The following is a 21622-nucleotide window of genomic DNA, read 5'->3' on the forward strand; positions in this document are numbered from 1 at the left end:
ACGATCAAGGAGCGATCTCCGGGATTAGTTTAAAGATGGATCGCTGAATGTGTCACCCTGCCGGATATCGCCGGTTGTAAAGCCTTTTTTGAACCAGTACATCCGTTGGGCGGAACTGCCATGGGTAAAAGCATCGGGTACCACAAAACCCCTGGATTGTTTTTGCAAACGGTCATCCCCGATCGCATTGGCGGCATTCAGCGCTTCTTCGATATCACCCGGTTCAATAATGTTTTTCATTTGTTGCGTATAATGGGCCCAGACACCCGCCAGAAAATCTGCCTGGAGCTCCATTTTTACAGAATATTTATTGTATTCCGCTTCGCTGATCCGACCCCGCAGCCGATTGAGTTTTTCTGCTGTACCGCTCAGGTTCTGGATATGGTGACCCACTTCATGGGCAATTACATAGGCCATGGCAAAATCACCTGGCGCATTCAGCTCGCTTTTGAGTTCATCATAAAAAGAGAGGTCAATATAAAGTTTCTGGTCCCCGGGACAATAAAATGGTCCTGAAGAAGCGCCCGCTACGCCGCAGGCCGATTCAACCTGATTTCTGAATAGCACCAGCGTGGGTTCCCGGTACTGTTCTCCCGCCTGGGCAAAAAGCTGGTTCCAGACGTCTTCGGTTTCTGCAAGTACTACTTTAACAAAGGAAGCCCTTTCGTCTTCCGCGGCCTTTTGCTCCTGGCTCATCGGGGCCGATTGCGTCGTCGTGAGCTGCGGTGGTTCGCCGGATCCTCCCAGAAAGGTATAAATCAGATAAACGATCAGCCCGGCAATACCTCCACCGACAGCGATACCTCCGCCACTCACTCCACGGCGGTCTTCTACATTACTGCTTTCACGTCTGTTTCTCCATTTCATCTGAAATCCTTTTTTAATTGTTATCTGAAACCCGAAGCCGTCAGGCTGCAGCGCGGTCCCGAAAATATCCCGGCCTTATCGACCCCCATTCTAGCTGCATTTTGCTGAATCAAAAATAATTGTTTCTGACCTATTTCAGGGTAAAAGCTGATGGGAAGCGGCGAAAACCTGATTTGCCGCTTCGCCGGGAGAAGGAAAGTTTCCTGTTCTTAATCTGAAAGTTTTTCATTATTTTGGCCCAGGTAAGGGTGTCAAGGCACCATACTACGGATCTTGCCCGATGGCAAACAGATCAAGCAACTGACCCAGATGAAGCATTTTTTGATTCCGGTAACCTGACCTGTTGCCCTTGCCCCACTGGTTCCGGTTTTTCGATGGTGATAGCTCAGAAAAGCGGACTAGAATTAATTAGATAATATGCTAACAATACAGATATTATTGGTATTGCTCGCGCTGGCCGGAGTCCTGTATTTTCACCGGAAATCCCTAAAGGCCGGGGGCGGCGTGGCGCAGGAACTGGAGAAAGCCCGCAGGAGCGTGGAAGCCAGCCGTTCAGACAGTGCGGCACTGCAACAGGAAGTATTCACAGTGATTGATGGCGCGTTCAGTGAAACCTTTGCGGCAGATATCCGACAGGGCATAATCAGCAAAGGGATGCCTTCAGTTTTTCTGACCCTGGCCTGGGGGCCACCCGATACGGTAACACAGGAAGATAATGGCCTGGAAATATGGACCTATCAAGCCCGTAAAGCGGTTAGCAGCGGCACCGCCGTTACGATAAGAAATAAACAGGTACTAAAACTGATAGACTTATAGAGAAAATGTCCGGAACACTTAAGAATTATTACGAGACTTTGGGGGTACCCCGGTCCGCTACAGCCGATCAGATCAGGACCGCTTACAGGAAATTATTGCTGAAATTTCATCCCGATAAGAATGTAGGCGATCCGTATTTTGAAGACTGGTCGAAGAAAGTCATCGAGGCTTTTGAAGTTTTAATTGACCCTCAGGTACGCGCTGAATACGATCAGGTATATGATGCGACCAGGAATGCGTTCCGACAGGCAACGACCAAGGGTAAAACATCGGCCGCAGCAACCGATCAGGCCGAAACGGCCCGACAAGATATTAGTCCGGAAAAGGATGAAACGGGCCAAGAGGCCACTGTCCGCCAACATGCGGTTGCAACCCTGGAAAACCTGGCGCCGGACTTTATTGCCGCCCGAAAAGAAGAAATTCGGGCCGACAGAAACTTAAAGGAGCTGCAAGAGCGGGTCGTCCAGCTGGGAAGACAAAAGGCAGGCTACCGTAAGGCTATGATCGCCTCCGGGATTTTAGGGGCGGCTGTGCTCATCTGGCTATTGGTCTCACTACTGACGGCACTGGTAATTCAGCAGGCGCCGCAGGAAGTAACAGCAGATCAGCCGGCACCTGCCGGTGCTACTGCGACGCAACCGGCCCGGGTTCAGCGAACTTCGCCAACCGCCTATGGCCAATCGGTGACCCTGCAGGCGCGGGTCGTCGTACCGAAAGCTTATTTTCATCATACACCTGAAGACGGAACGGTAACGGAAGCATTTCTGTCTGAGGGCAATAAAATCAATATCAGCAGGAAAAGCGATGATTATTATTATGCTGTATTTCAGTCGATCAGTCATCCGGACTACCGGCTGGAAGGTTGGATCCGGGTCAGCCAGTTGGAAATTCTGCCTTAAAGCGGCGGACTTCTGAAAGTTGACTTAATGCGCATCAAGTAACGTAACGGGCGCGTAAAAAAACGGGGAAAAGGTTTGAAAACTTGAAAAAAATAGGCATATTTGTCTTCCGAAATTATATTTTTTCGCGTTTACCTATCAAGAAAATATCTTTTGACCCTGGCTAATACGCAACCCTGATTATAAAAAGCCGGGTATGAGTTCTCATAGCTATTATAATTTACCATTGGATTTAGGAAGCATTACTGCCAAAAAGGAGTTGGATCGCTGTGGGCTGAAGGAATCGATTGCCCACCAGCTGCACCTGATCCTAACCACGGCATTCGGTGAATTACTCAGTGATCCGGATTTCGGGAACCGGCTATGGGAGGAGGATTTCGATAATATCTCTTACCGGAACCAGCAGAAAGAGCAGATCCTGCAGTCACTTTCCCAGATCATTAAGAAATATGAAAGTCGGCTGGAGAAGATTAAAGTGGAAATGCATGTAGGCCAGGAAGCTCCGAATAAAACCACTGATCCGAGAATCAAAAGGAAACTGGATTTTTCCATCAGTGCCGTGGTCGTGGCCACCAATGAAAGTATTGTCTATAAGGACAGTTTTTTTGTGAGTCCGTTGTCTTATAATTAAACTTGATATGAGTGAAAGCAGGGAGCAAATAAGAAACAGGATGCTGCAGCAGGCAGCCAGAATCTGGGGTTACCCGGAGACGGAGGACGCTTCAGGGTTCGATCCACTGGTCAACCTGTTGCTAACGGTAAATGCTGCTGAACTGGAGCGGATTTCCAGCGAAATCCACCGTTCCCGCAACCGGGTTATGGAACGCATCATTCAGTTGCTGGCGCCTGACGTACTGACTGGTCCCCACCAGGCCTCGGCGATTCTGAATGCCAATAGTCTGGATGAAGGCACCAGGATTTCCGACAAGGAGCAGTTTTTTCTGACGCAGCGCAGCAGCCAACCTTCAGAAAAGCAGCAGACCCAGGAGATTTTTTTCACGCCAGCGGCTGGTTTTTATCTCAACCGGGCGACGGTAAAATATGCAGCCACCAACAATAAGCTTTTTCGCTATACAGACGGAATGACCAAGGAGCTCCTGGCCCTGGGGACTGATAATGGCTTTCTGCCAAACAGCAGCCTTTGGCTGGCCCTTGATCAGGCGCCTGCGGACCTGAGTCAGACGCAGTTTTATTTCCAGTACCGCAGTGAAGTCAGCCGGGAGGTTTTCTACAATCAGCTCAAATACGCCCGCTGGTCGGTTCAGGAACAGGCGCTGACCAGTCGCGAAGGTTTTAATGTTAAAACAGCGACTTCTGCCGATGCTTATGCGCAGCAGATTTTCCGGCAGCAGGCCGGCAATACCACCCGCTTTCTGCAGCAGGTACTTCAGTCATACGAAGCCTATTTCGTGACCCTGGAAAAGGGCTTACTGCCAAGGGGGCCGGCTGGTGTACCGGAAGCAGTTCGCTCGGTTTTTAGTCCCGACCTGAAAGAATTATCCGCAGCGAACCTGCTATGGATACGGATAGATTTTCCTGAGAATATTACCAGTGCGATGCTGGAAGACCTTACTGTATTTGCCAATGCATTTCCTGTGGTCAACCGCAAACTACATGATATTACCTACCGCTTGCAGGATATGATGAATGTGATTCCACTGCTTACCGGAGACAGCCAGTTTTTTGATACCGACAGCGTGACAGATGAGCAGGGCACCCGGCTGCATGTGCGCAGCAACGAAGAACAACAGGGGGAGGAACTCAGTATATTGATGCGTTATGGTGGTGCCGGACGGTTTGACGAGCGGGAAGCTTCGATGGTAATTGAAAATCTGGTACAGTTGCTCCGGGATGAGAGTGCTGCTTTTTCCAAATTGGGGAAAGACCTGATTTCCCAGGAGATCAAATCTTTGCAGCAATCTATTACCAAGATCGAACAATTGATCGGGGGCAGTTCCAACAGCGCTTCGGTTACGCCTTATCTGATGGTGCGCAACCAGCAACGCAGCCGTTCAAAATTTTTGTATGTTACTTACTGGAGTACCAATGGAAGCCTGGCCAATGCGATCCGGCCCGGAACCCGTTTACAGCCTTATAAGACAGGTGCCGTTAAACCCTCCAGTGTTTTTCTGCTGACCGCTACCACCGGTGGCAAGAACCGACTGAGTCAGTCAGACAGTGTGGTGGCTTATAAGTATGCTTTGCTTTCGAAAGACCGGATCATGAGCCGGGAAGACATCCGGCTGTTTTGCCGGATGAATCTGGGGAAAATTGTGGAAGAAGTGGTGGTTGAAAAAGGATTTAAAGTGGCCGCTACGACGCATTCCGGCTTTATGAAAACCATTGACGTAACTGTGCTGGTTTCTCGTCGGAATTTTGATGAAGCACAGGAGAATGGTCATATTGCGGATTGGCAGCAACAACTTGAGTTACAGCTAGGGGACCGGTCGATGGCTTTTATCCCCTTTCGCGTATTTATCAAACCTAATACCCAAAAAGTTGCCATATGATCGGGCAGGAAAGATTATATGATTTGATGCAGTTATTGGAAAGCCGGTCGGTTGATCTGCGGGCAGAGGTATTGGTCCATCATCTGATGGAAGGCGGACTGGGCGCCCAGGAATTTGTGGTTAAGCAGCAGGAGTTTTTCTCCAGGGAATATGTAAAAGATATCAGTCGGGCCCAAATGGTGGAAAATGAGTGGTATGTATACTATCTCGAACTGGAATTATCCCGGGCGGGTTTTTATGATATGCTGCCCGAATCCCTTTTCCACCAACCCCAGACCAAAGCGTTCCGGGAACGGGCCGGGGTGTCGGAGATGATTAACAGTTATAAGGTCAATGCCGAAATTGAAAAAGGCGTACGGAAATTCTTTCAACCGCTGGAGAACGAATATTTTCAACAGCAGCTGATGCTTGAAAAAGAAGAAGTCAGCCTGTTGGATGCATTGCGCAACCGGGCTTTAACCGCTTATTTTCTGAAATTCTGGGGGCTGCCGGTCAGCTTCGGCGCCCGTGAAGCTGCGTCGTTTTTGTTGTTATTGCCTTATGCGAGTCAGATCAACGGAAATATTCCGCTGACGGAGGCCTGTTTAAAATTATTGCTGAAAGAACAAGTTTCGATCCGGCGTAAAGCACCTGAACCCATACAGGTCCAGGATGATGCCATTACCCGTATGGGCCAGCCCCTGGGTGACTATATGGTTTGTGGTACGGAATTTTTTGAAGATTATCCGGTACTCAGCTATGAGATTGGTCCGCTGAAACATTCCAGGGTCAGTGACTATATTGAGGGCGGCGGGAAAGAGGCGCTGATCCGGGTCTTTAATGAATATTTCGCGCCCGTGGAGGCCGATATTACGATTGAAATTATTATGGATAAAAAAACACCGGGGATGAGTTTTGAAGATGGCGTAGAAGTAATACTCGGCTATTCAAGTATTATGTAGTTATGATAGAGTATCTTTTGGTTCAAAATAGTACGTTGAAAATGGAAAACTGGTTTTCACCATCATTACGTGGCATGGTAACGGTACTGGGCATCGGCTTTTTGAGCCTGTCTACCGTCGCAGGCATCATTATTTCCAAATTACGCGGCAGCATCAAACCCTTTCTAAAGCCCATACTGTGGTACCTGTTGGCTTATGCATTCCTGTTTGCCCTGATCGGATTGCTGGTGGCTGTGAATATATTCAACAGCTATACCCAGTACTTCATTCTCTTCCAGGTCCTGTTCATCGGTCTGGGCATCCTGCATGTGTATACCCTGTATAAGTACATGAAATGGATCAATGAAAAGACATTTTGGGCGGAAATCCTGTTTACGATTGCGGTGGCAGCAATTGGCGGGCTTTGTTTTATGATGGTATACCGGTATTTTGACCGTCAGGAAATGGACCTGACCATGCTTACTGCGGCTTTTAGTTTTCTGATCCCGCTATTTGTACAGTATACTTATAAAAAAGCCATAGCGATTCCCTTCAAGATCCTGAAACAATGGCACTATCCAATCCATATGGAAATCGCCGAGCCGGACGAGAAGAAACTGCGCAACCTGCTGGTGATCAGTTTCGAATTCCTGAAGAAGACCAATGACCGCCATTATACCAATTTCCGGGCGAAGGCGCCTGCAGATATGGAGTTCGGAGAATTGTTCTATTATTTTATAAACGATTATAATGAACGGCATCCCAATGCTTCGATCGTCTATTTGAATGATACCGGCCAGGCTTCAGGCTGGGTGTTTTTTAAAAAGCCGAAATGGTATACCTTATTTACCAAATATATAGACGCAGAGAAAACGATTTTTATCAATAACGTAAGGGAGAATGACGTAATCATGTGTATGCGTGTTTCCTGATAAAAACTAATACAATGGACAAAATTACCCCCTATAAGCCGGTCAACTGGATCAACGGCATGAAGATCAATAAGACGCATTTTATTGCCGAACATAATGCCCAGGTTTTCATGCAGGCACTGAGTAATAACGCATTTCTGAATGACCATAATTATGGTGTACTGCCCCGGTCTTCTGGGGAACGGGGGACTAAAATCTGGCTGAGTCTGGATAACACCCAGCATGTCAACCTTCGGATGCTCTCCTGTCTGGCGATTACCCGGGGTGGCTATATCATCGATATCAGCTCCGGTGAAGCGGACGGTGCCCAGCCGTTGGCAGCGCGGATTCCCGGATTAAGCCAGCCTTTTGAATCTCTGAAAGGCCGCTCCGATGCGTTTTATGTGGTGTTGTCTGTGGACCCCTATAATCCGGAACCTGCAGGCGCCGCCAATCCTGAAGAACAGCCCGTCCGGCTGCCCTTTACCCAGCCTAAATATTCAGTCGTATTGATGGAGGAGCAGGAGACCAGTCTGAATACCCTGGGCGCCTTTCAGCTGCCAGTGGGAAAACTGCAGGTAAAGGACCAGACGGTGATCCTGGTAGAAGATTATATTCCCGCCTGTACGACCGTCAACAGTGACGAGCGGCTTATCCGGCATCAGGCTGAAACAGAACAGTTTTTTGGCAAACTGGAGTTGGATGCGCTACAGATTCTTCAGAAAATAATACAGAAGAATCAGCAAAATGATCTCATTGCTCCACTTAGCCGGCTTTGTGAACAGGTGCTGACATTTATTGCGACAATTTTTGGTTCTTATAAACAACATACCCGCTATAACCCGCCCATCGAACTTTTTACCGCCACTGCCGGCCTGGCCCGGACGATCAAGAATGCCCTGGATATCTATGCAGGCGCAGGTAAGGAAGATCTGATCAATTATTTCACCGAATGGTGTAATGTTAAACAGGGGGAACTCGAAGACAGCCTGACTGAAATTTGTAATTATCGTTATGACCACCTGAATATTCACCAGGGTATCCGCAGAAACACAGAATTCTGCGGGCTGATCATTTCCTTATTCGATACCCTGGCAGGACTGGATTATATCGGCAAGAAGCGGGAGGCGGGTATCTTCGTTAAGGAGCAGGCCATCATTCCCGATGAAGAAATGGCTGCCAAAAGAAGGGGCTTCTTCCTGGCGGATTGATGAGACCGATTCATTTTTTATTCAATAAAATCTTACAATAGCGATGGCACAGATTGTTATTAATGCGAAAGAAAGAAGGGCTGCATTCTGGAAATTCTTACTGTTTTTTCTCCTGGCAGTAGGCATCATACTGACCGCATTTTATTTTGATACGCTGGTACCCGCCAGGGAGAATGAAATGATGCGAACCCAGATCGCCAAACTCAAGATTCAGCAGACGGCACAGGAGAAATTCATTAATACCATGGACGAAACGAAAATTCTGATAGACTCCCTGCGCAGTCCCGCCGCCAATATCGCTTATCTCAATTCACAGATTAGTGCGAATATCCGGCAGTTGTCTGAACTGCAATACAAGGACAGTTCGGTGTTTGCAAGACTCAATACGAGTGTGGTGGATTTGTTTCAGCGTTATAATGAAGCGACCAATCTGGTAGCCAAGTTGGGTAACAAACCCCAGGAACTCGAAAAGCTCCGTACGGACAATGCCCAACTGCAGCGTGATTTACTTCAATGTACCCAGGCCGTACGCTCCTTACAGGGCAGTCCTATGTACTGATGAAAGTTATTTTGAAAAGAAGCTCTTTGACTAGTTATTAATTCGGGCTGATTTATTAACGATCAGCCTGCCGGCTCCGACATATCTGGCAGACCAATAAGGGTCGTTCAGTCGGGCAATACTCACGCCCTGCGAAGAAGAAGCGTTCACAAAGCGATTGTTGTCGAGGTACATACCCACATGGGAGACATCCTGGCCATTGTTCAGGGTCTGAAAAAAGACCAGATCGCCTTTGGCCAGTTCCTGGCGCACCCGGAAGCGTTCTACATTCTGTGTATAGAATTGTTGGATGGAAGTCCGGGGTATCCGGATATGGTAAACATCAGCAAAGAGACGCTGGATGAATGCCGAACAATCGATGCCCCTTTTGGTAGTGCCTGCCCAGCGGTAAGGCGTATAGAGCCAGTCGTCAATAAACCGATACAGGGTAATATCCCTGATCTGATCAGGGCTGACTTCCAGAAAGCCAGCGTATTTGGATTTCAGACGGGCTTCTTCTCCCGATTTGAGGACTGGTGTGGATGCAGTCTGGGCTTCCTGAATTACGGGATCATCAGGCGTCCTGGTGCTGTCCTTTATGACGGCTACGTCAACCGGCTGTCCAAAACCATCTTCAAAAATAAACTGGCTGTAATCCTGCTGCGGGGCTTTTTTAAGCAGGTTGCATCCGCTGAACAGGATCAGGAGCAGCAAGGGTACGATTTTCATGAGCATGCCGCAAAATTAATAATTAGCCGATGAATAAAGCTTCAAATATTCTTAAATAAGATATTATGGAACCTAAGCAAAATACGTCTTTCCGACTCGATGATAATGTCGTGATTGCCTTTTTAGTGGCCTGTGTTCTGGGGTCCATGGCGTTTGCCGTTCGTTATTCCAATTACAAACCCTGCCGTTCGTTTTCCATTAAAACCCTGACTACCAATATTACGACCGGAACCCTGGTAAGATTTGAGGCAGATGTTGCAGCGAAATACAAAGTGTATGAATGGGATTTTGGCGACAATCAGGACAGCAAGACCGCAAGCCATACCGTTGTGCATTCCTTTGACCGACCGGGCGAGTATATTGTTACCCTGAAACTGGACAACCGTTGCCTGGAATCTACGACGATTTATGTCCAGCAGGCAGCGGAAATTGTGGATTCCTCCCAAATGCCCCGCGCGATCATCCCAGAAACCGCTGAAATCAATATGCCGATTACTTTCCATGATACGACCCATGACGCCAATGCCTGGGAATGGCGTTTCGGTGAAACCGACGTGGTAGATGCATTTAGTAAGGATCCCACTTATGTGTACAAGCAACCCGGGTGGAAAACCATTACCCTCACTGTTAACGGCAATAACAGATCGGTTCTGGTGAAAAAGATTTTTGTCAACCCACCCCGGGAAAAGACCGTAACAGCACCGGTAAGACCACAAAGACAGGCGCCCCGCGGACCTGCCAACCCGCGCCCGGAAACCGATCCCCTGGATGAGCAGTTGAATCCCAAACCCCAGTCCGAAACTAAACCGGAGGCAAAGCCTGCGCCACCACCTGTGGTAAAAGCTCCGGATCTTTCCATTCAGGATTTGAAGAAAATGTTATATGGCGTGGCAGATAAAAAACTCTCGGCTGCCAGCTTCGCCAAGTATTTCTGTAATAACACAAATATTTATACCAATGTGAATGGTAAGTCCTACACTTTTGCGGAGTATTGTAGCAAGCTCGCCAATCTGAAAAGAGGCGCTTCCGATATTAAGAAGATGTCTGTTATTCCCACCAAGAATATTGAAACCAATTGTATTACTTCATTAAATATCGTCGTGACATACAGGCAGGGCCTATTCGGTCTTTCCTCGTCTAAATAATTGAATCAGCATGATGCAAATGTCACAAACTCTGGATCAGGCGATCAGGATTGCCAAAGCCATCGCCAAAGAAAACCTGCATGCTGCTTATGCAGGCGCCCACCTGTTAAAAGCCTTATTGCACAAGGATGTGGAACTGGATCCTTTGCTGGTGCAGGCCGATATCGATGTGTATTATCTGGCCGACTGGGCAGATATCCGTATTGAAGACCTGCCAAAATCCACGACAGCCAGGGAAGACCTGCCGGCTGCTACGGAAATTGAAGCCCTGCTCGATGACGCTGACAGCATCCGGCTGCAGGTTATGGACGAAGAGATTTCGCCACTTCATGTCCTGTGCTCCATCGCCACACCGGGCATCGCGTTTAGTTTTGATCAATTGAAAACTTTTCCGGTAAGCCGCGACGCTTTACTTAAACTTGCCAGCGTGGGTGAACGGGCCGCGCAATTGCTGGGAGAACTGGAACCTGCAGAAACTGCTGGTGCTCCGGCACCAGGTGGTGGAAAGTCTTTGCAGAAATACTGTACGGATAAGACAGCTGCGGCAGCAGCAAACCAGCTGGACCCCATCATCGGAAGGGAACAGGAAGTTCGGATGATGTCAGAAATTCTCAGCCGCCGCAGTAAACCCAATGTACTGCTGACCGGTGAACCAGGGGTGGGTAAGACCGCACTGGTGGATGGATTTGCTCTGGCAATTGCGGCAGGTCAGGTTCCGTCCTTTCTTAAAAATGCCCGGGTTTTTGAACTGAATAATGGGGCAATGGCGGCTGGTGCTTCTTATAAAGGGGAAACCGAAGAGCGGCTGAAATCAGTGATCCATGAAATCAAGCAATATGAAAAAGCCATCCTGTTTGTGGACGAAATGCATGTACTGCTCGACCGGAATGGTCCTTTTTCAGGTGCGGCAAATTTACTGAAGCCGGAATTGGCCCGGGGCGCCATTACCATCATCGGGGCGACTACCGTAGATGAATACCGTAAGCATATAGAAAAAGATGAGGCTTTCGCCCGGCGTTTTGAAATCCTGCATGTGGAAGAACCTGATGCAGCCACCGCTTTCAGAATGATGAAGGTCGTGATGCCCCTGTATGAATCTCATCATAAAATAGCTGCCGCGGACGATACCCTGCAGGAGGCCATTCGTCTGGCCAGGCGCTATGTCAAGGACCGTCGGCTGCCGGATGCCGCCATCGATCTGGTGGACCGTTCCATGGCAGCGCTACGATTGGTGTCCGAAACAGGGGCGACTACACTGTTAGCCAGAAAGCAGGAATATGAAGCCCTGAAAGCCACCGAAAATCCGGTGGATGTATCCGAATATATTTGGCATTATCAGCAGCTCAGATCCGGTATGAGTCCGGTGATCTGGTCTTCGGTGCCTACCGGCGAAGATCCCGGACAAATGCAGACCGTTGCATTAATCACCCAATGGCTGGATGAAGTATATGCCACGCTGGATCCCCTGGTGCTGGAGCATCGGAATGAGCTGGAAAAACATGACGTGATTTCGATTGTCGCAGATAAGACGGGTATCCCACTGGGTAAGATACAGGCGCAGGAAAAAGAACGCCTCCTGAATATTCAGGATATTCTCGGACAGCGGGTCATCGGCCAGGACCATGCGGTGAAAGTTATCAGTGAATCCATATTGGAATCCCGATCCGGCCTGGGAAAAGCCGGTCAGCCCATCGGTTCCTTTTTCTTTCTGGGACCCACGGGTACCGGCAAGACGGAACTGGCCAAGGCCCTGGCAGATTTTCTGTTTCAGGATGAAACCAATATCATCCGTTTTGATATGAGCGAATTTAAAGAAGAGCATTCAGCGGCCCTGCTCTATGGCGCGCCACCCGGTTATGTGGGGTATGAAGAAGGGGGACTACTGGTCAATAAAATCCGGCAGCAACCCTATTCTGTCGTTTTGTTCGACGAAATTGAAAAAGCGCATCCATCGGTTTTTGATTTATTCCTGCAGATCATGGATGAGGGCAAACTGCATGACAAACTCGGGAAGGAGGGGGATTTCTCCAATGCGCTGGTGATATTTACGTCGAATATCGGAAGTCAGTACGTTGTCGAAGCCTTTAACCGGGAGGAAGTGCCACAGCCGACCGAACTGTTGACTGTTATGGGCAACCATTTCCGCCCGGAATTCCTGGGCAGACTGACCGAAATTGTACCCTTTGCGCCCATGAAACAGCAAATGGTGGAACGGATACTGGATATACACCTCAAAGACCTGCTGGCTGCACTGGAAAAGCAGCAGATTCAATTGAAAATTACCCCGTCGGCAAGAGCCCGCATTGCCCTGATGGGCTTTACGCCGGAGTTTGGCGCCCGTCCATTGCATGGGGTTATCCGTTCCCAGATACGCCGGCCACTGTCCAAAAAGATTATTTCAGGAGAACTGGCACCAGGCAGCAGCATTACACTGGATGCCGAGGGGGAAACGATGCGTTGGACACTGGGTAACTAATGCCATAACTTCCTTTCTGGTTCCTGTTGCGGCATTTTTCACTCTCGTCTATAATATATAGTTTTGGGTAATGGCAAGAGAAATACTTGAAACGAAGCGGAAAGCACTTAAGATCAATCTGGATGCAGCGGTTTATGGAACTTTCGCGGAAATAGGTGCGGGACAGGAAGTGGCCCGCAATTTTTTTACGGCCGGGGCGGCTTCAGGGACGATTGCCAAGACGATGTCCGCCTATGATATGGCTTTCAGCAATGCCATTTACGGGATTGAAACCAGCGGCCGGTATGTGACGGAAAGCCGGGTTAAGAAAATGCTGGATCATGAATATCAGTTGCTGACCGAAAGACTTCATGATGAAAAATACGATAGCAAGGCTTTTTTCGCTTTTGCCAACACGGTTACGACACTGAATTTCAACAAGACCAATGAGCCGCACGGCTGGGTGGGACTGCGGTTTCAGACAGAACCGGACGGCCCCGCTAATGAAATCGTTTTTCATGTGCGCTTGCTGGATAATGATACCACCCTGCAACAAAGCATATTAGGCGTATTGGGCGTAAACCTGGTCTATGCGGCTTATTATTATCACCAGGATGTACAGCTCATGATAGAATCTCTGGTAGATAATGTTTCCCGGACTTCCGTGGAAATTGATATGGTTACGATCAGCGGTCCGGTATTCCGGAATGCCAACGACCGGCTGGCCAATCTATACCTGATTGCCAAAGGGTATTCTGATGCTGCCGTATTTGATCCCCAGGGTAGGATACACCAGTCCAAAGACATGTTGTACAAAAAGGACATCATGATTCTTCGGACCAAATATGGCCAGAAATCAAAACCCAATTTTGGTCTTTTCAATAAAGCAGTTGATCAGTTCAAACATTCCCAGCAGGTCAGTGACGGCAACCTGGTGGTCTTGTTGGAAGTGCTGATGTCTAATCTGCTGGAAGCAGATGACAACAGCAGTACGGATCTGGTTGCCTTAGCCAACCGGGCAGAAGAACTCTGCGCTACCGGTAACAATGTAATCGTTTCCAATTTTGCGCGTAATAATAAACTGGCCCGCTACCTGGCCCGTTGTAAACCCCGAAGTGTCGGTATATCCACCAATATTTCCAATCTGCGTACCGTGTTCAACGCCAAAAAATATGGTGTCAACTATACGCAGGAACTGCTATCCTATATCAGCGACCTCTTCAGCCAGAATGTAAAATTATATGCCTATCCCTACCTGAACCGGTCCAGTGGCGAAGTCGTAACTCTGCGGAATATTCCTGTTTCACCAGAAGCCCGACCACTGTTCGATTTTCTGGTAGTGAATGGCTATATCGAGGATATTGAAGGTTACGATGTGAAAGACGTAAAAACGGTTTGATCCTGTACGGCTTTTTTCTTCGGATATATTTCCTGAAACTGAAAATTTAAAATTTTTTTTGGTATTGTCAAAAATGTTAGTATTTTGCACTAAAATAATTAGTCATGTCCGTAGCGAACACCAATCTGAAGTACCTGAGGAAACTCCGGGGCTGGACCCAGGATGAATTTGCTTCCCGGTTGAATATCAAAAGATCCCTTTTGGGGGCTTATGAAGAACAGCGTGCCGAACCCAGGATCGATGTACTGGAAACGGTCAGTGATATGTTTAAACTGACCCTGGATGACCTCTTGCGCCGCGACCTCAGCGAACAGTCTGCCAATTACCTTTCCAAAAGGAGGGCAATTAAACTGGCATCTGCCCCCACGCAAATCCCCTTTGTACCGGCCAAGGCTGCTGCGGGTTACCTGACCGGTTATGCAGATTATGAGTTTATTGATGAGCTCAACACATTTACCCTGCCCATGCTTAGTGGGGGTAATTACCGTGCCTTTGAAATCTTCGGGGATTCCATGTTACCCACCCCAAGTGGATCGGTCATCGTGGGAGAAAAAGTCGAGGCGGTAGACAGTTTGAAAAATAATACGCCCTGCATCCTGGTTTCCAGAAATGACGGGATTGTATATAAAAGGGTTCAGAAATCCAAAGCCAGGAATAAACTCACATTGGTCAGTGACAATCCCAGCTACCAACCCTATAGCATTAATTCTGACGAAGTGCTGGAGATGTGGGAGGCTCAGTATATTATTTCAAAATCCAATACTTCCCAGAACTGGAACGTGGGTCAATTGGTCAATATTGTGGCTGATCTGCAACAGCAGGTGGATGCAGTGAAAAAGAAAATCAATTAAGGGGTGAGAAACTCCATCTAAAATTACCGGAGGGCAGCTGTAAAGCTGCCTTTCGTGGTAAAATAAGGGGCAGTCATCGAAAAAATGACCGGTTTCATCGAAAAAACCAGGGAAAAGTAAATTGCGGGTATAGCTTTGATTATCAGAAGATTCTATCAAATGGGAGTTGATAACTTCCTTTCAACCAAAGGCTTATCTGATTTTTATCTTTTTGGAAAGCTAATTGCTTAGTCGGAACCGCTCCTCAGAGAGCGGTTCTTTGTTTCCGGTAGCGAAGAACCGGGCCTGATGGCCGGTCTAACGAAACTGACCCAGTACTTAATGAGCGAAATTCGGTGAACTCAGTTGTTTGAGGTAGGAGACATGCGAAATAACCGCATCCTTCACCTTGTTGTATTCAATGTACTGTACATTAAATTCCTGACAGGTATTCTTAATAATCTTATTAATTCTGGGATAGTGGATATGAGAAATCTTCGGGAACAGGTGATGTTCTACCTGGAAATTCAATCCACCCATAAACCAGCAGGCCAGCCGGTTGCGTGTCGCAAAATTGGCCGTGGTTTTTAACTGGTGAATTGCCCATTCGTCTTCAATCTTATTGGTAACTACATCCGGCATGGGAAAATGCGTATGTTCCACGGTATGCGCCAGTTGGAATACGATACTGAGTACAAAACCGGCAAAAAGTACATATACGGCAAATCCGATGGCCCAGGCACCGACGCCCACAGTCAGAATAGGAATGACGACAAATAGGAGGGCATGGAGTATTTTAAAGCCCCAGAAAGAAATCTCATCTTTCAGGGTCATTTTTTTCAAGGGGATATTACCCACTTTTTTGGTAAAATATTTCTTATAATCTGAGAAAAAGATCCAGAACACATACAGCAGGGAATAGGTCATCCAGAAATAGAAATGCTGGTACCGGTGAAATTTATAGTATTTCTGGGTTTCGCAAAGCCGCAGAAAAGGTTTCGCGTCCAGATCGTCATCTATACCGTCAATATTGGTGTAGGCATGATGAATCACATTATGCTTCATTTTCCACATAAAAGTATTGGCTCCCAGAAAGTTAAGTGAAGAAGCCGCCACGGCGTTTACCCAGGGTTTGCTGCTGAAACTGCCATGGGCACCGTCGTGCATGATATTAAAACCGATGGCGGAAGTAAAAAGACTCAACAGCAGACATTCAAACAATGCCCAACCTATAGAAGGCGTAAAGAATACCAGGTGGATATACAGCGCTAAAAATCCCAAAACCAGGAACAATGCCTTCGAATACAGCCGGATATTACCTGTGGTCCGTGTACCTTCGGACTTAAAATAATCATTGATACGGTTCTTTAATACCGTATGAAAGGAAGGAGGTGCCGGAGTTGCAAATTTTGGGATCGACATCGTATACTTAATTAAGAAAATTTATGCGGTTGAAAGTTGCAAAGGTAACCAAATATTTGCAGTGGATTGGTAAAAAAAAACTAAAACGTATCTGTCTGTTTCTGAATGCTTAAAGCTATGTTTCCCGCAGAATCAGACTGCTCAGGTCAGTGATGCCGATATTTTTGGTACTGACATAAGCCTCAGCGTATTTTACCCCAATGCGTTTGCCCATCATGCGCATCCTTGCTAGAATGCTTTCCTTGAATTCCGGCGTTGAAATATAGGTTTGGGGGCCCGCTTCATCGCTACTGGTATGGAACTGGGTGGTATAGGCTTCTACCGATTTCATTTTTACATCAATATAATCGGTGGCATCGATCAGCAGATCCGGTTCGTGGTACCAGTCCTGCAGGTACTGCAGAAAATATTTAGGACGCCATTTCTGCTGTGGTTGTCCCTGGCTGTCCAGGGTTTCGATTTTTGCCAGTCCGGAGAGAAAACAGGCATCGTTGATGAGCTGACCTGCGCGCCCATGATCGGGATGCCGGTCATGAAGCACATTGCCCAGGATGATCTCGGGCTGATACGTGCGGATCGCCCGTACCAGTTGCAATTGATGGGCTTCATCATTTTTGAAAAAGCCATCCCGCATTTCCAGGTTTTCCCGGACCGATACGCCCAGGATGGCTGCGGCGGCCTGGGCCTCTTTATGTCGGGTTTCAATCGTGCCACGCGTGCCCAATTCGCCCCGGGTCAGGTCCAGGATGCCCGCTTTTTTACCATTATTAATTTCTTTGGCCAGGGTGGCGGCACAACCCAACTCTACATCATCCGGATGTACGCCGATGGCCAGAATATCCAATTTCATGTTATAAGGTTAAATTTTAAATGGCAGCGCCAATGCTTTTAGTAACAGTATAAGCGCCGAAATGTTTGCGTTCAACCAATGGCCGTTCAAGTTAAATTCCGATTTCGATTTGCAGTATACCATTGAGCCGGTTGGTGAAAGGATCGTCCAGCAGTTCAGAATCACCCTCTCGATCATCCAGTCCCAGATAGCCCTGTATTTTAAATTTGTGTTTATTGAAATAATGAGAATAGCCAATGGCCTTGGTTCTTTCCAGGTATTGATAGGGGCGCAGTTCATCATGGGGCCGTACTACCGTATAACGTAAAGCGATCTCATCTTTTTTAGAAACCATTTTACTGCCCTGGATATTGAAAGCTGTGCCGGCCGGTATTTGCAGGAACTGCAATTCATCATCTGGCTGACCGGCAAAATCAGTAACGGAAAAATTATCCGCCTTTCGGTTATAATACTCACCCATAAGTGCCCAGCCCTGGTATTTAAATACAAAATCCGCCATCAGCGTCCGGATATCTGCAAACAATGGGTCATCCGTATTATAGGCGCTGTACATATACGCACCCAGTTGGCCACCGGTTCTCCGGGCCCGGAAATTTTTGGAATAGGTAAATGCCAGCGCCAGCTTGGGCGTCTCTTCAAATTCCAGGTCCCCTTCAAAATAGTCTCCTTTATTCTTAAAATATCCCAACGGCATATATTCCAGCCGCCCGGAATAAGCCAGACCCCGGTCTGTGGCGGTGCTGCCGCGGCCCTCACCTGTAGAAACCGCCGTACTGAGTTGGATGACCTGATTTTTTATTTCGAAATCCCGGTCGATAAAAATCCCGAAATCCCGATCCACGGTAAAAGCACTGTTGGCGATCGAACGGTCGGGCATCTGCAGTTCGCCTGAGGAATTGATCCGTTCCCTGTTCCCTGGTAATTTGGTCTGACCCAGACCAATGGACCAGAAATCGCTGGGTTTATAATAGAATACGGCATCCCGGATGATCTGCGGACTGCCGCTGGCCGGATCCATATCCCGGTTGGCAAAACTGAGCTGGATTTTATACTCCAGTTTTGGTGATAATAAATGTCCTTCAAAGCGCAGGCGCAATCTCCGGACATAGGCCTGATATCCGGCTTCATCTTTATCATCGGTTCTGCTGAAATAAGCCGCCCGCAATTGGGTCCGGAATCTGAAATTAAGCAGGAAGTCTTTTCCTTTCCGGAACTGAAGTCCCTTGTCATTGAAATCAACTGTAGTTGGATCGTCATCGGTGCTGTCATCATTCAGGTCCTGGCCATAACTAAGGTTAAACCCCGTGCTGCATCCGATCAATAACAAAGCGTATAGAAAGTTTTTCATTTTTAATATTTTCTTTTCTGAGCAATGGCGGCGCCGGACTAGTGGATTTTATTCTTGATCTCCTGTAATTTCAACAATGCTTCAACCGGTGTCAGCTGGTTGATATCCACGGAAGCCAGCAGGGTGCGGATATCTTCAAAAGTCTGACTATGGGCATCAAAGATCGACAATTGGTACTGGGGCGTATTTAATTGTTTTACCTTGTCGGTCAGCGCGGGTTCATCTGGCAGTTCTGTATCTGATGAACCGACATGTTGACTTTCCAGCTGGCGAAGAATTTCATTGGCCCGGGATAGTAAACTGTGCGGCATGCCCGCCATTTTTGCGACATGGATACCAAAGCTGTGGGTACTGCCGCCGGGTGCCAGTTTGCGCAGGAAAATAATTTTATTGCCTGCCTCCTTATTGGTAATATGGTAATTCTTTATTCTGGGAAATTTGCTTTCCAGTTCGTTCAGTTCATGGTAATGGGTGGCAAATAGGGTGCGGGGCCGGTGCGCTGACTGGTGCAGGTATTCGACGATGCTCCAGGCGATGGATATACCGTCATAGGTGGACGTTCCCCTGCCGATCTCGTCCAGCAGAATCAGGCTCCGGTCCGTGATATTATTAATGATCGCTGCCGTTTCATTCATTTCCACCATAAAAGTACTTTCCCCACCACTCAGGTTGTCGGAAGCGCCTACGCGGGTAAATATACGGTCTGTGAGCGCGATATTTGCCGATTTTGCCGGTACAAAACTGCCCATATGGGCCATGATGGTGATGAGCGCCGTCTGGCGCAGTAAAGCAGATTTACCACTCATATTGGGCCCGGTTAATATTATAATCTGCTGCGCTGTCTGGTCCAGATGAATATCATTATGGATATATGATTCGCCGGCAGGCAGAAAACGCTCGATCACCGGATGCCGGGCTTCTTCTACTTCCCAGGCATCGCCATCATGGAGGCTGGGTTTTTTATATTGGTAATGAATCGCATTATGGGCAAAACAGCAAAGACAATCCAGTATGGCCAGCAACTGTCCATTGGTCTGGATCGGACGCAGCCATTCCCCCAGTCCGTCTAAGAGGCTTTCGTAAAGGCCTTGCTCTGCAGCAAGTATTTTTTCTTCTGCTCCGGTAATTTTTTCTTCATAGGTTTTTAATTCGGGCGTAATATACCGTTCTGCATTGGTCAGGGTCTGTTTCCGGACCCAGTCCTCGGGTACCCGGTCCTTATGACTGTTGGTCACTTCCAGGTAATAACCAAAGACATTATTGAATCCGATTTTTAATGAACTGATACCTGTTTTACCTGCTTCATCCGCCTGCATTTTTGCGAGGTATTCCTTACCACTGCGGGATATACCGCGTAATTCATCCAGCTCCGGATCTACGCCGCTGTTTATATAACCCCCTTTGGCGATCACAGCGGGTGGGTTGTCACTAATTTCCCTGTTAATACGTTCTGCAATCGCAGGGCAGGGGTCCAGTCCGGCTATAATCTTGTGCAGGTAGTCGTTGCTGTAGGGAAGCGATAGTTCCACCACCCGTTGTACCTGCTGCAGACCCAGGGCCAGTTGTTTCACTTCCCGCGGATTAATTTTCCGGGAAGGGATTTTTGCCACGAGTCTTTCTATATCGCCTGTCTGACGGATGGCTTCGCTCAACTGGTTACGCAGATCCGTCTCCAGGATCAGCGCCTCCACCAGTTCCAGCCTTTCATTGATCTGATCGTTCTGAACCAGGGGAAAGAGCATCCATCGTTTCAACAGCCTGGCGCCCATGGGAGACACCGTATTGTCCAGGGTCTTCAACAGTGTATGACTTTCTTCATGACTGCCATATACCAGTTCCAGGTTTCGGATGGTAAAGCGATCCATCCAGAGAAAGTTTTCCCGGTGAAGGCTTTTCATTGTGGTGATATGTTCCAGATGGGGATGTTCCGTCTCCTTCAGATAGTGAATCAGGGCGCCGGCCGCTGTGAGTCCCAGGGCCTGGTCTTCGACACCGAAGCCTTTCAGCGAATGGGTCTGGAAATGTCGCAGCAGCTGTTCCTGTCCGTAGCTGGCATCAAAAATCCATTCATCCAGAGCATAGGTATAGATTTTAGCCCCGAAAATTGCTTTAAAGTTTTTTTGTTGCTGGCGCTGAAAAACAATTTCAGAAGGTCCAAAGCTCTGCAGCAATTTTTCAGCATATTCGCGATCACCTTCCGCAATGAGAAATTCGCCGGTAGACAGGTCCAGAAATGCCAGACCATACTGATCGGCTGCGCCAAAATGAATGCCCGCCAGAAAATTATTATTCTTGTGTTCCAGCAGTTTATCATTGATGGCCGTGCCCGGCGTTACCATCTCAGTTACGCCGCGTTTGACAACACCCTTGGCCTGTTTGGGATCTTCAAGTTGATCGCAGACGGCTACCCGATGTCCGGCTTTTACCAGTTTATGCAGATAGTTGTCGATCGAATGGTGGGGAAAACCTGCCAGATCCAGGGAAGCGGCAGCACCATTATTTCTTTTGGTCAGCGTAATGCCCAATACCCGGGAGGCGATTACCGCATCCTGACCAAAGGTCTCATAGAAATCACCCACACGGAACAACAGAATGGCATCCGGATACCGTTGCTTGATGGCCCGGTGCTGCTGCATCATGGGCGTTTCTGAAATATCTTTCTTCGCTTTGGACATGGCTGACAAAAATAATGGAAAAAGCAGTTGCCGTCACTGGCAAAGGACGCAATGGGGATTAGTGACTGTATAATGGGGAATAGTGCTACATTTGGGT

The 21622-nt window shown here is 47.9% G+C and carries 18 protein-coding genes; 12 read left to right on the forward strand and 6 right to left on the reverse strand.

The window, feature by feature from the left end; translation table 11 throughout:
* Positions 1-24 precede the first annotated feature (24 nt).
* Positions 25-867 (reverse strand): KPN_02809 family neutral zinc metallopeptidase, encoded by an 843-nt coding sequence (gene ypfJ, locus ACYVI9_RS07745; RefSeq protein ID WP_460762902.1) that lies wholly within the window; start codon positions 865-867, stop codon positions 25-27.
* A gap of 417 nt (positions 868-1284) precedes the next feature.
* On the opposite strand from ypfJ, the gene ACYVI9_RS07750 reads away from it, so the two are divergent.
* The 8 genes from ACYVI9_RS07750 (at position 1285) to tssO (ending at position 8693) form a co-directional block, all read left to right on the forward strand.
* Complete coding sequence (locus ACYVI9_RS07750; protein ID WP_460762905.1) at positions 1285-1683, forward strand: hypothetical protein; 399 nt, start codon at positions 1285-1287, stop codon at positions 1681-1683.
* Between the two features lie 5 nt (positions 1684-1688).
* On the forward strand, positions 1689-2582 hold the full coding sequence (locus ACYVI9_RS07755; RefSeq protein WP_460762907.1) for a J domain-containing protein: 894 nt from the start codon (positions 1689-1691) through the stop codon (positions 2580-2582).
* Positions 2583-2778: 196 nt separating this feature from the next.
* Positions 2779-3213 (forward strand): GPW/gp25 family protein, encoded by a 435-nt coding sequence (locus tag ACYVI9_RS07760; protein WP_460762910.1) that lies wholly within the window; start codon positions 2779-2781, stop codon positions 3211-3213.
* A gap of 7 nt (positions 3214-3220) precedes the next feature.
* Positions 3221-5092 carry a hypothetical protein gene (locus ACYVI9_RS07765; protein WP_460762912.1) on the forward strand — a complete coding sequence of 624 codons (1872 nt, stop codon included), beginning with the start codon at positions 3221-3223 and terminating at the stop codon, positions 5090-5092.
* The gene (locus ACYVI9_RS07770) at positions 5089-6033 is read left to right on the forward strand and encodes a hypothetical protein (RefSeq protein ID WP_460762915.1); all 945 of its coding nucleotides are present in this window, start codon (positions 5089-5091) and stop codon (positions 6031-6033) included. The genes ACYVI9_RS07765 and ACYVI9_RS07770 overlap by 4 nt, the downstream gene beginning before the upstream one ends.
* 41 nt (positions 6034-6074) lie before the next feature.
* The gene (locus tag ACYVI9_RS07775; RefSeq protein WP_460762918.1) at positions 6075-6944 is read left to right on the forward strand and encodes a TssN family type VI secretion system protein; all 870 of its coding nucleotides are present in this window, start codon (positions 6075-6077) and stop codon (positions 6942-6944) included.
* 14 nt (positions 6945-6958) lie between these two features.
* Entirely contained in the window at positions 6959-8134 is a 1176-nt protein-coding gene (locus ACYVI9_RS07780) for a hypothetical protein (RefSeq protein WP_460762922.1), read from the forward strand.
* Positions 8135-8177: 43 nt separating this feature from the next.
* The gene (gene tssO / locus ACYVI9_RS07785) at positions 8178-8693 is read left to right on the forward strand and encodes a type VI secretion system TssO (protein ID WP_460762925.1); all 516 of its coding nucleotides are present in this window, start codon (positions 8178-8180) and stop codon (positions 8691-8693) included.
* Positions 8694-8723: 30 nt separating this feature from the next.
* Here the strand turns inward: tssO and ACYVI9_RS07790 are convergent, their stop codons facing one another.
* Positions 8724-9401, reverse strand: a complete 678-nt coding sequence (locus ACYVI9_RS07790; RefSeq protein ID WP_460762929.1) for a C40 family peptidase — start codon at positions 9399-9401, stop codon at positions 8724-8726.
* Between the two features lie 65 nt (positions 9402-9466).
* Between ACYVI9_RS07790 and ACYVI9_RS07795 the strand changes: the two genes are divergently transcribed.
* The 4 genes from ACYVI9_RS07795 (at position 9467) to ACYVI9_RS07810 (ending at position 15251) form a co-directional block, all read left to right on the forward strand.
* Positions 9467-10546 carry a PKD domain-containing protein gene (locus ACYVI9_RS07795; RefSeq protein ID WP_460762932.1) on the forward strand — a complete coding sequence of 360 codons (1080 nt, stop codon included), beginning with the start codon at positions 9467-9469 and terminating at the stop codon, positions 10544-10546.
* 10 nt (positions 10547-10556) lie between these two features.
* Entirely contained in the window at positions 10557-13022 is a 2466-nt protein-coding gene (locus tag ACYVI9_RS07800; protein WP_460762935.1) for an ATP-dependent Clp protease ATP-binding subunit, read from the forward strand.
* A 70-nt stretch (positions 13023-13092) separates the two neighbouring features.
* Positions 13093-14400, forward strand: coding sequence for a hypothetical protein (locus ACYVI9_RS07805; protein ID WP_460762938.1), 1308 nt, complete (start codon positions 13093-13095; stop codon positions 14398-14400).
* A 104-nt stretch (positions 14401-14504) separates the two neighbouring features.
* On the forward strand, positions 14505-15251 hold the full coding sequence (locus tag ACYVI9_RS07810; protein ID WP_460762941.1) for an XRE family transcriptional regulator: 747 nt from the start codon (positions 14505-14507) through the stop codon (positions 15249-15251).
* Positions 15252-15569: 318 nt separating this feature from the next.
* Here ACYVI9_RS07810 and ACYVI9_RS07815 read toward each other — a convergent pair whose 3' ends face one another.
* The 4 genes from ACYVI9_RS07815 to mutS form a co-directional block, all read right to left on the reverse strand.
* Complete coding sequence (locus ACYVI9_RS07815) at positions 15570-16652, reverse strand: fatty acid desaturase family protein (protein ID WP_460762944.1); 1083 nt, start codon at positions 16650-16652, stop codon at positions 15570-15572.
* Positions 16653-16767: 115 nt separating this feature from the next.
* On the reverse strand, positions 16768-17502 hold the full coding sequence (gene bshB1 / locus ACYVI9_RS07820) for a bacillithiol biosynthesis deacetylase BshB1 (protein WP_460762947.1): 735 nt from the start codon (positions 17500-17502) through the stop codon (positions 16768-16770).
* A 91-nt stretch (positions 17503-17593) separates the two neighbouring features.
* Positions 17594-18850: a porin gene (locus ACYVI9_RS07825; RefSeq protein WP_460762950.1), complete on the reverse strand. Its 1257-nt coding sequence runs from the start codon at positions 18848-18850 to the stop codon at positions 17594-17596.
* Positions 18851-18888: 38 nt separating this feature from the next.
* A complete protein-coding gene (mutS, locus tag ACYVI9_RS07830; protein ID WP_460762953.1) occupies positions 18889-21525 on the reverse strand; it encodes a DNA mismatch repair protein MutS in 2637 nt (878 codons plus the stop codon).
* Positions 21526-21622: the final 97 nt, after the last annotated feature.

The organism is Niabella terrae, assembly GCF_054783135.1.